Origin of the sequence: Streptomyces fuscigenes, from assembly GCF_021556455.1 — a bacterium.
In the GTDB taxonomy this organism is placed as follows: domain Bacteria; phylum Actinomycetota; class Actinomycetes; order Streptomycetales; family Streptomycetaceae; genus Streptomyces; species Streptomyces fuscigenes.
The window spans coordinates 1-7,931 of the sequence record NZ_JAKGCV010000260.1; the positions used below are offsets into that span (position 1 = coordinate 1).

The following is a 7,931-nucleotide window of genomic DNA, read 5'->3' on the forward strand; positions in this document are numbered from 1 at the left end:
CGCGGCGGCGACCTCCTCGGCGCTGACGAGCCGGCCGGTGGGCTGGCGGGCGTTCAGCGCGGCGCGCTCGGCGGCCGGGTCGGGCGCGGCGCCGAGCAGGCGCCCGATCCAGGGGGTGTCGACGGTGCCGGGGTTCACGCAGTTGACCCGCACGCCCTCGCGGACGTGGTCGGCGGCCATCGCCCGGGTCAGCCCGAGCACCGCGCCCTTGCTCGCGGAGTAGAGCGCGCGCTGCGGCAGGCCCGCGGTGGCGGCGATGGAGCAGGTGTTCACGATCGCGGCGGTCGCGGGTCCGTCCGCCGACCTGACGGCGACGCCCTCGCGCAGCAGCGGGAGGGCGGCGGCGGCCACCCGGGCCATGCCGACGACGTTCACGTCGAGGACGCGTGTCCACTCCGCGTCGTCGTTGTCCTCGACCGTGCCCTGGGCGCCGATGCCGGCGTTGTTGACCAGGACGTCCAGCCGTCCGAAGCGCTCGCCGACGGAGGCGAAGGCCGCCGTCACCGAGGCGCGGTCGGTGACGTCGCAGGTGAAGCCGTGCAGTCCGGCGGGAACCGCCTCGGCGTTGAGGTCGAGCACGCACACCTCCGCGCCGCGCGCGGCCAGTTCGCGCGCGGTGGCGAGGCCGATGCCCGACGCCCCGCCGGTGACGGCGGCCACGAGGCCGCTGAACTCGCCGCCGCGGGCGGGGTCGGATGTCTCAGTCATGTGCTGTTCGCCGTCCTTCTCGTGTCGCGCTGCGCGCGGTGTGCGTGCGGTGTGCGGTGTCGTGCCCCGTGCTGGTACGGGCGGTGCCGGGGGGTGGAGCGGTGTGGGACGGGCCGGCCTTGCGCGGTGCCGCCCCGTGCGGACGGTGGTGCCCCACCGTGCGGGCCGCGGGACCGCGCCGTGCGGGCCGTACCGCGCCCGTGCGTGCGTGCCGCATGCGGCCCGCCGTACGTCCGGTGTGCGTGCGCTCCGGTGCGTCCGGTACGGGCGGCGCGGCGGGCGCCGCCCGTGCGGACCGCGCGACGCGCGTGCGCCGCGAGGGGGCGCGCGGTGACCGCGCCGCCTGCCCCGGAAGCGGACTGCGTGGCGCGCCGGGCGGGCCTCGCGCGTGCGGGGTGGCTCACTCCATGAGGAAGACCTGTTCCGTCGAGGCCCACCACTCGCCGGGGGCGGCCTCCGGCACCCGCTCCTGGCAGGGGTCCGTGAGTTTCCACCACTCGCGCGTCGCCTCGTCGGCAGCGATCGCCGCGAGATCGGCGTCGAGGTCGTCGCCGTGGTACTCGAAGTAGCTGAAGAGGCGGTCGCCCAGCAGGTGGATCGAGTAGTTGGACACGTGGGCGTCGCGCAGCCTGGCGAGCACCGCCTCCGGGACGGCGCGGTGCAGCTCGCGGTACTCGTCCCGCTTCTCCGGTTTCAGCCTGATCACCTGTGCGATGCGCCGCAACGTCCGCTCCGCTCACAGCCCGCGCTGCCGAGCCCCGCCGCGACCGTCCCCGCCCGCTCGCTGCCGCCCGCGGTGCACGGCCGGTCGGCGCTCCCAGCTGTCCGATGTCTTCCCAACAGAACCTATAGGAACAACCGAAAAAGGAGAACCCTTCGCGCGGTACTCCACAGCCGCCGCCGAGCGAGCCGCGCGCAGCACCCTATAGAAAGTGCCGCTCAAACCCTTGACGCACCACCGACATCCCTGCCTAACCTCCAGACATCTCAGAATTTCCTATAGGAAATTTCCGACTGTCCTTGGAGGCGTCATGGCAGCCGACCCCACCGCGCCGGATCCGCCGCTCCCGCTGTTCGTCAAGGCAGTCGCCGTCCTCGGCGGTATGGCGGGCCTGCTCTACGGCTACGACTCCGGCGCGATCGCCACGGCCCTCCCGTTCGCGACGAAGTCCTTCGGCCTGTCCTCGACCGAGCAGGGCCTGGTCACCAGCCTGATCCTGCTCGGCGCGCTCCCGGCGATCGTCGCGGGCTCCTTCGCGGCGAAGCGCTTCGACCGCCGGCACCTGCTGCTCGCGGCGGGCGTCGTCTTCGTGGTCGGCTCCGTCGGCTGCGCCCTGTCGGGCGACGTGGCGGCCCTGCTGACCTTCCGCTTCGTGCTCGGCCTCGGCGTCGGACTGGCCAACATGTTCGGCCTGATCTACCTGACCGAGCTGGCGCCGAAGCGGACCCGCGGCCTGATCAGCGCCCTGTACCAGCTGAGCGTGAACGTGGGCATCCTCGTCGCGTACGGCGTGGGCGACGCCCTGCGCGGCGCGGGCGCCTGGCAGTGGATGCTCGGGCTGGGCGCGATACCGGCGCTGCTGTTCCTCGTCGGCATGTGCTTCAGCCCCGACAGCCCCCGCTGGCTGATCCTGCGCGGCCGCGACCGGGAGGCCCACGACGTCCTCGTACGGCTGCGCAGCACGGCGGCGGAGGCGGACGAGGAGGCGGGCGAGATCCGGCGCAGCCTCGGGCGGCAGGGGGCGGGGCTGCGGGAGCTGTTCCACCGCTACCGGCCGGCGGTCGGCATCGGCCTGATCCTGACGTTCTTCCAGGTCTTCACCGGCATCAACGGCGTCGTCTACTACGCCCCGACGGTGTTCGCGTCGGCCACCGGCGGCGCCACGGACACCGGCATCATCGCCAACTACAGCGTGGGCGGCGCGCTCGTCGTCTCCACGGCCCTCTCGCTGCCGCTGATCGACCGCGTGGGCCGACGCAAGCTGCTGGCGGCGAGCCTGGGCGGCCAGATCGTGCCGCTGGTACTGCTGGCGCTGTTCCCGCACGTGACGGTCCTCGACATCGTCTGCGTGTTCGTCTTCACCTTCGCCTTCGGATTCGGTCTCGGCCCGGTGTTCTGGCTCTACATCCCGGAGATCCTGCCGCTGCGGGCGCGCGCGCTCGGCATGGGCGTGGTGACGTTCGTCCAGTACCTCTTCAACTTCCTGTTCTCGCTGACCTTCCCGGACATCCTCGGCGCGATCCACTTCTGGATCTTCGGGATCTACGGCGTGCTCTCGGCGGCCGGGCTCGTCTTCGTCCTGACCAAGGTGCCCGAGACGGCGGGGCGTTCGCTGGAGGACATCGAGGAGGACTGGCGGCGCAGGGAGGACCGCCGGGCGGCGGCCACGGTCGCCTGAGGGAGCGGGGGCCCGCACGGGCGGGCGGGCGAGGGACGTACCGACGTGCACCGACGAGCACCGACGGACAGCAACGCGCAACAACGGGCAACAACGGGCAGCAGCGGGCAGCAGCGGGCAGCAGCGGACGGGAAGCAGGAGAGGCAGGCCATGTCCAGCACGAAGAGCACGCGGGAGCGGACGAACGGCGCGACCGGGACGGACGGCGGGGTCGCGCGGGCGAGCGGCGCCACGGCGATCAGGAAGATCGAGACCCGGCTCGTCCCCATCGAACCGGAGACGCTGCGCACGGACGCCACCCAGACCTTCGTGCGGCAGGAGACCGTGCTCGTCACGATCGAGACCGCCGACGGGCTGCGCGGCACCGGCTACTCGTACACGATCGGCACCGGCGGCTCGTCGGTGCTCGCGCTGCTGCGCGACCACCTGGAGCCGGTCGTCCTCGGCCTGGACGCCCGGGACATCGAGGGCGTGTGGGCGCGCATGCTCGCCGCCACCCGCGCCACCGCCTTCGGCGTGCTGACCTCCCTCGCGCTCGCCGCGGTCGACACCGCCCTGTGGGACCTGCGCTGCCTGCGGGCCGGCGAACCGCTGTGGCGGCTCGCGGGCGGCGCGCACGACAGGCTGCCCGTGTACGACACGGAGGGCGGCTGGCTGCACCTGCCGACCGGCGCCCTGGTCGAGAACGTGACCGCCGCACAGCAACGAGGTCTGCACGGGGCGAAGTTGAAGGTCGGCAAGCCCACGGCCGGCGAGGACGCGGAACGGCTCGCCGCCGTACGCGAGGCGGTCGGGCCCGCCTTCGAGCTGATGGTCGACGCCAACCAGTCGCTGACGGGGGCCGAGGCCGTCCGCAGGGCGCGCACGTACGAACCCCTCGACATCGCGTGGTTCGAGGAGCCGCTGCCCGCCGAGGACGTGGCGGGCCACGCGCGTCTGGCCCGTTCGACGTCGGTACCGATCGCGGTCGGCGAGTCGATGTACAGCGCCGGGCACTTCGCGGAGTACCTGCGTGCCGGGGCCGCCGGCATCGTCCAGGTCGACGTGGCGCGCGTGGGCGGCATCACGCCCTGGCTGAAGGTCGCGCACGCGGCCGAGGCGTTCAACGTCAAGGTCGCCCCGCATTTCCTCATGGAACTCCACGCGAGCCTCGCCTGCGCCGTGCCGGCCGGCATGTACGTGGAGCACATCCCCCAGCTCGGCGCGATCACCACGAGCGAGCTGGTGATCGAGGACGGCGCGGTGGTCCCGCCCGAGACCCCGGGCCTCGGCATCGCCTGGGACGAGGACGCCATCGCCGGGCTGCGCGTGGCGTGAACACGGCCCGCCCCGGTACCGAGCGCGCGGCGGCGCCCCGCCGCTCCCTGCCTCGCCCTGCCGCTCCCCGGACGGTGCGGCAGCCGGACGGTGGGGGTGGCGGGGACAGGATGCGCGGACGGTCCGGCCGTACGGTGGACGCATGGCGATCACGACACTCGGCGACCATCTGCGGGTGTGCCGGGAACGGCTGCGCCCGCAGGACGTGGGCCTGCCGGGCGGCACGCGCCGCCGCGTGCCCGGTCTGCGCCGCGAGGAGGTCGCGCTGCTGGCGGGCATCAGCGTCGAGTACTACCTGCGCCTGGAGCAGGGCCGCGACCGGCACCCCTCCGACCAGGTGCTCGGCGCGCTCGCACGCGCCCTCCAGCTCGACCAGGACGCCGAGCGCTACCTCCACGACCTGGCCCGCCCCGCCCCGGCCGCCCGGCGCAGGCGCACCCCGCGGCCCGAGCGGGTCGGCGCCGGGGTGCGGAGCCTGATCGACAGCTGGCCGGCGACGCCCGCGCTGGTGCAGGACCTGTCGATGACGACGGTCGCCGCGAACGCCGTGGCCGTCGCGCTCAGCCCGTACTTCTCACCCGGCGTGAACACCCTGCGTGCGGCCTTCCTCGAACCGGAGATGCGGGAGCTGTACGAGGACTGGGACGCGATGACGGCGAAGGCCGTGGCGTACCTGCGCTCCATGACGGGCCCGGAGGCCGACGATCCCCGCCTGGTCGAGGTGGTCGGCGAACTGAGCCTGCGCAGCGAGCGGTTCAGGACGCTGTGGGCGAAGCAGATCGTGCGCCTCCAGACCAGCGGCACGTCCCGCTTCCGCCATCCCCAGGTCGGCCCGCTGGAGTTGCACTACGAGAAGCTCGCGCTGCCGAACACCCAGGGCCAGATCCTCGTGACGTACCACGCGCGGGCGGGCTCCGAGTCGTACGAGCGGCTGGAGCTGCTGGCCCACCTCGCGCGCGGAAACCGCCCGGGGCCGGACAGCGGCCGCGACGAGGACCGGCACGGGCGACGGAACGGGGAAGCGGACCGGGGGCCGGACGCGGAAGGGGCCCGGGGCCGGAGGCCGTGACCGGGGCCGGGCCGTGGGCCCCGGTCGAACAGCGGGCCGTGCGGGCCGCGTTCCCCAGGCGGGCGGCGGTGGCGGCCGTCCCGCGCGGATCCGTCCACGAGCAGGTACGGGCATGTGCTACCCGGGTGTTTCCAGCAGTGCTACCTTCCATCCCCATGAATGACGGTAGCAGTGCAGGCACCCTCGCCGATGTCCTGCGCGGCGAGCTCGACCGCTACTCTCCGGATGAGAAGCTTCCGTCCAGTCGAGCCCTCGTGGAGCGCTTCGGCGTGAGCCCCGTGACCGTGTCCCGTGCGCTGGCCCAACTGGTCTCCGAGGGCCTGGTGTTCACCCGTCCCGGCGCCGGTGCCTTCCGGGCCCGGCCCGGCGCGGGCAGCGCCGTCCCGGTCGACACGTCCTGGCAGCAGATCGCGCTCACGGCCGAGGGACAGCACGGCGAGGCCGCGCCCCGGATCGTCGACGCGTCCGGCGTGCTCGCGGCGCTGGAATCCCCGCTGCCGGGCGTGATCGCCTTCAACGGCGGCTACCTGCATCCGTCGCTCCAGCCGGAACTGGCCCTCGGCGCCGCGTTCGCCCGCGCCTCCCGCCGCCCCGGGGCCTGGCAGCGGCCGCCGCTGGAGGGGCTGACGGACCTGCGCGCGTGGTTCGCCCGCGACGTGGGCGGCCCGGGCGGCGACATCACGCCCGCACACGTCCTCGTCACGGCGGGCGGGCAGGCCGCGCTCACCACCTCCCTGCACGCCCTCACCCCGCCCGGCTCCGCCGTGCTCGTGGAGTCCCCGACCTACCCCGGGGTGCTGGCCGTCGCGCGGGCCGCCGGGCTCCGCCCGGTGCCCGTGCCCGTGGACGGCGACGGTGTGCGCCCCGACCTGCTGGAGGCGGCGTTCGCCTCCACCGGCGCGCGGGTCTTCTACTGCCAGCCGCTGTTCCACAACCCGACCGGTGCGGTCCTGTCGGCCGAGCGCCGCCGCCGGGTCGTCGAGATCGCGCACGCGGCGGGCGCGTTCCTCGTCGAGGACGACTTCGCGCGCCGCCTCGGCCACGGCGGGCCCCTGCCCCGGCCGCTCCTCGCCGACGACCCGTACGGCACCGTCGTGCACGTCACGTCGCTCACGAAGCCCACCTCCCCCAACCTGCGGGTCGGCGCGCTCGTCGCCCGGGGTCCCGTCATGGCCCGGCTGCGCGCGATCCAGGTCGTCGACAGCTTCTTCGTGCCGCGCCCCCTTCAGGAGGCGACCCTCGAGCTGGTCGGCTCCCCCGCCTGGGCGCGGCATCTGCGGGGCATCGCCGGCGGGCTGCGGGAGCGCCGGGACGCCCTGTTCGGGGCGCTGCACCGGTATCTGCCGGGCCTCGCCGCCGGCGTCCGGACCCCCGCGGGCGGCTACCACCTGTGGGTCGGGCTGCCCGACGGCACGGACGAGGGCGCGCTGACGACGGCCTGTCTGCGCGCGGGCGTCGCCGTCTCGCCCGGCCGTCCCTTCTTCGCCGCGGAACCGCCGGCCCCGCACATCCGCATCAGCTTCGCCGACACCGCGGGCACGGACGAGATCGCCGAGGGCGTCCAGCGCATCGCGTCGGTCTGCGCGGAGGCGGGCGTCCCGGTGCGGTAGCCCGTACCCGGGCCGGGTGACACGGCGGGCGCGCGCATCGGAGGCCGGGCGGGTGCCGATGCCGCGCCTTGGGGGAAAGCGGCCGGAGTCGGAGGATGGCCGCCCCGGCGTTCGGGGCGCCGCCCCTCAGGGACGCGTCGGCTCGAAGGGGCCGTCGCCGAGGATGCCCGAGCGGTCCGGGAGGCCGGCCGCCACGCGGAGCCTGGCGAACTCCCTGGCCAGGGCCGCGGGCGGGTAGTGCGCGTTCAGGCCGCTGGGGTTCGGGAGCACCCAGATCCGGGTGGGCCCGAGCGTCTCCGGCTGGGGCCCCACGATGGCGTCCGGCATGCCGAACGCCGCCCGGTAGCCCGTCACTCCGAGCATCGCCAGCCAGGCCGGGCGCCACGCCGTGACCCGGCGCCGCAGGTCCTCGCCGCCCTCCTCGTACTCGGCGCGGGTGAGTTCCGAGGCGCGGACGGTCGGCCGCCGCACGATGCTCGTGATCCCGATGCCGAGGCCGAGCAGCCGCTCCTCCTCCGGCGCGTCGAGCAACTCCGGCGTGAGGCCCGAGCGGTGGAGCGCGGGCCACAGGCGGTTGCCGGGCGTGGCGAAGTGGTGGCCGTCCGCGGCGGAGGAGAGGCCGGGGTTGATGCCGACGAGCAGGATGCTCAGCCCGTCGGTGACCAGGTCGGGCAGCCCGCCCCGGCGCTGCGCCGCCACTTCGAGTTCCGCGCGCGTCCTGCGGCCGGACGGCTTCCCGGCGCGGGGGCCGCGGCCTCCGGTCGAGCGGCTGGCGGACGAGAAGCCTTCGGGCGCGCGCCCGCCGGGGTCCCGGCCGCCCGCCGCCCG

7 protein-coding genes are annotated in these 7,931 nt (G+C 74.8%); 4 read left to right on the forward strand and 3 right to left on the reverse strand.

What is annotated here, in order from left to right; genetic code table 11:
• Positions 1–708 (reverse strand): SDR family NAD(P)-dependent oxidoreductase (locus tag L1885_RS19280; protein WP_235798403.1); only part of this gene is annotated, 708 nt, incomplete at its 3' end.
• Between the two features lie 400 nt (positions 709–1,108).
• Complete coding sequence (locus tag L1885_RS19285; protein ID WP_235798404.1) at positions 1,109–1,432, reverse strand: L-rhamnose mutarotase; 324 nt, start codon at positions 1,430–1,432, stop codon at positions 1,109–1,111.
• A gap of 307 nt (positions 1,433–1,739) precedes the next feature.
• Here L1885_RS19285 and L1885_RS19290 point away from each other — a divergent pair, with 307 nt between their 5' ends.
• From L1885_RS19290 to L1885_RS19305, 4 genes are all read left to right on the forward strand, one after another.
• The gene (locus L1885_RS19290) at positions 1,740–3,107 is read left to right on the forward strand and encodes a sugar porter family MFS transporter (RefSeq protein WP_235798405.1); all 1,368 of its coding nucleotides are present in this window, start codon (positions 1,740–1,742) and stop codon (positions 3,105–3,107) included.
• Positions 3,108–3,257: 150 nt separating this feature from the next.
• Positions 3,258–4,424, forward strand: coding sequence for a mandelate racemase/muconate lactonizing enzyme family protein (locus L1885_RS19295; protein ID WP_235798406.1), 1,167 nt, complete (start codon positions 3,258–3,260; stop codon positions 4,422–4,424).
• Between the two features lie 142 nt (positions 4,425–4,566).
• Complete coding sequence (locus tag L1885_RS19300) at positions 4,567–5,493, forward strand: helix-turn-helix domain-containing protein (RefSeq protein ID WP_235798407.1); 927 nt, start codon at positions 4,567–4,569, stop codon at positions 5,491–5,493.
• Between the two features lie 155 nt (positions 5,494–5,648).
• Positions 5,649–7,103, forward strand: coding sequence for an aminotransferase-like domain-containing protein (locus L1885_RS19305; RefSeq protein WP_235798408.1), 1,455 nt, complete (start codon positions 5,649–5,651; stop codon positions 7,101–7,103).
• A 126-nt stretch (positions 7,104–7,229) separates the two neighbouring features.
• Here the strand turns inward: L1885_RS19305 and mug are convergent, their stop codons facing one another.
• The gene (gene mug / locus L1885_RS19310; RefSeq protein WP_235798409.1) at positions 7,230–7,778 is read right to left on the reverse strand and encodes a G/U mismatch-specific DNA glycosylase; all 549 of its coding nucleotides are present in this window, start codon (positions 7,776–7,778) and stop codon (positions 7,230–7,232) included.
• Positions 7,779–7,931: the final 153 nt, after the last annotated feature.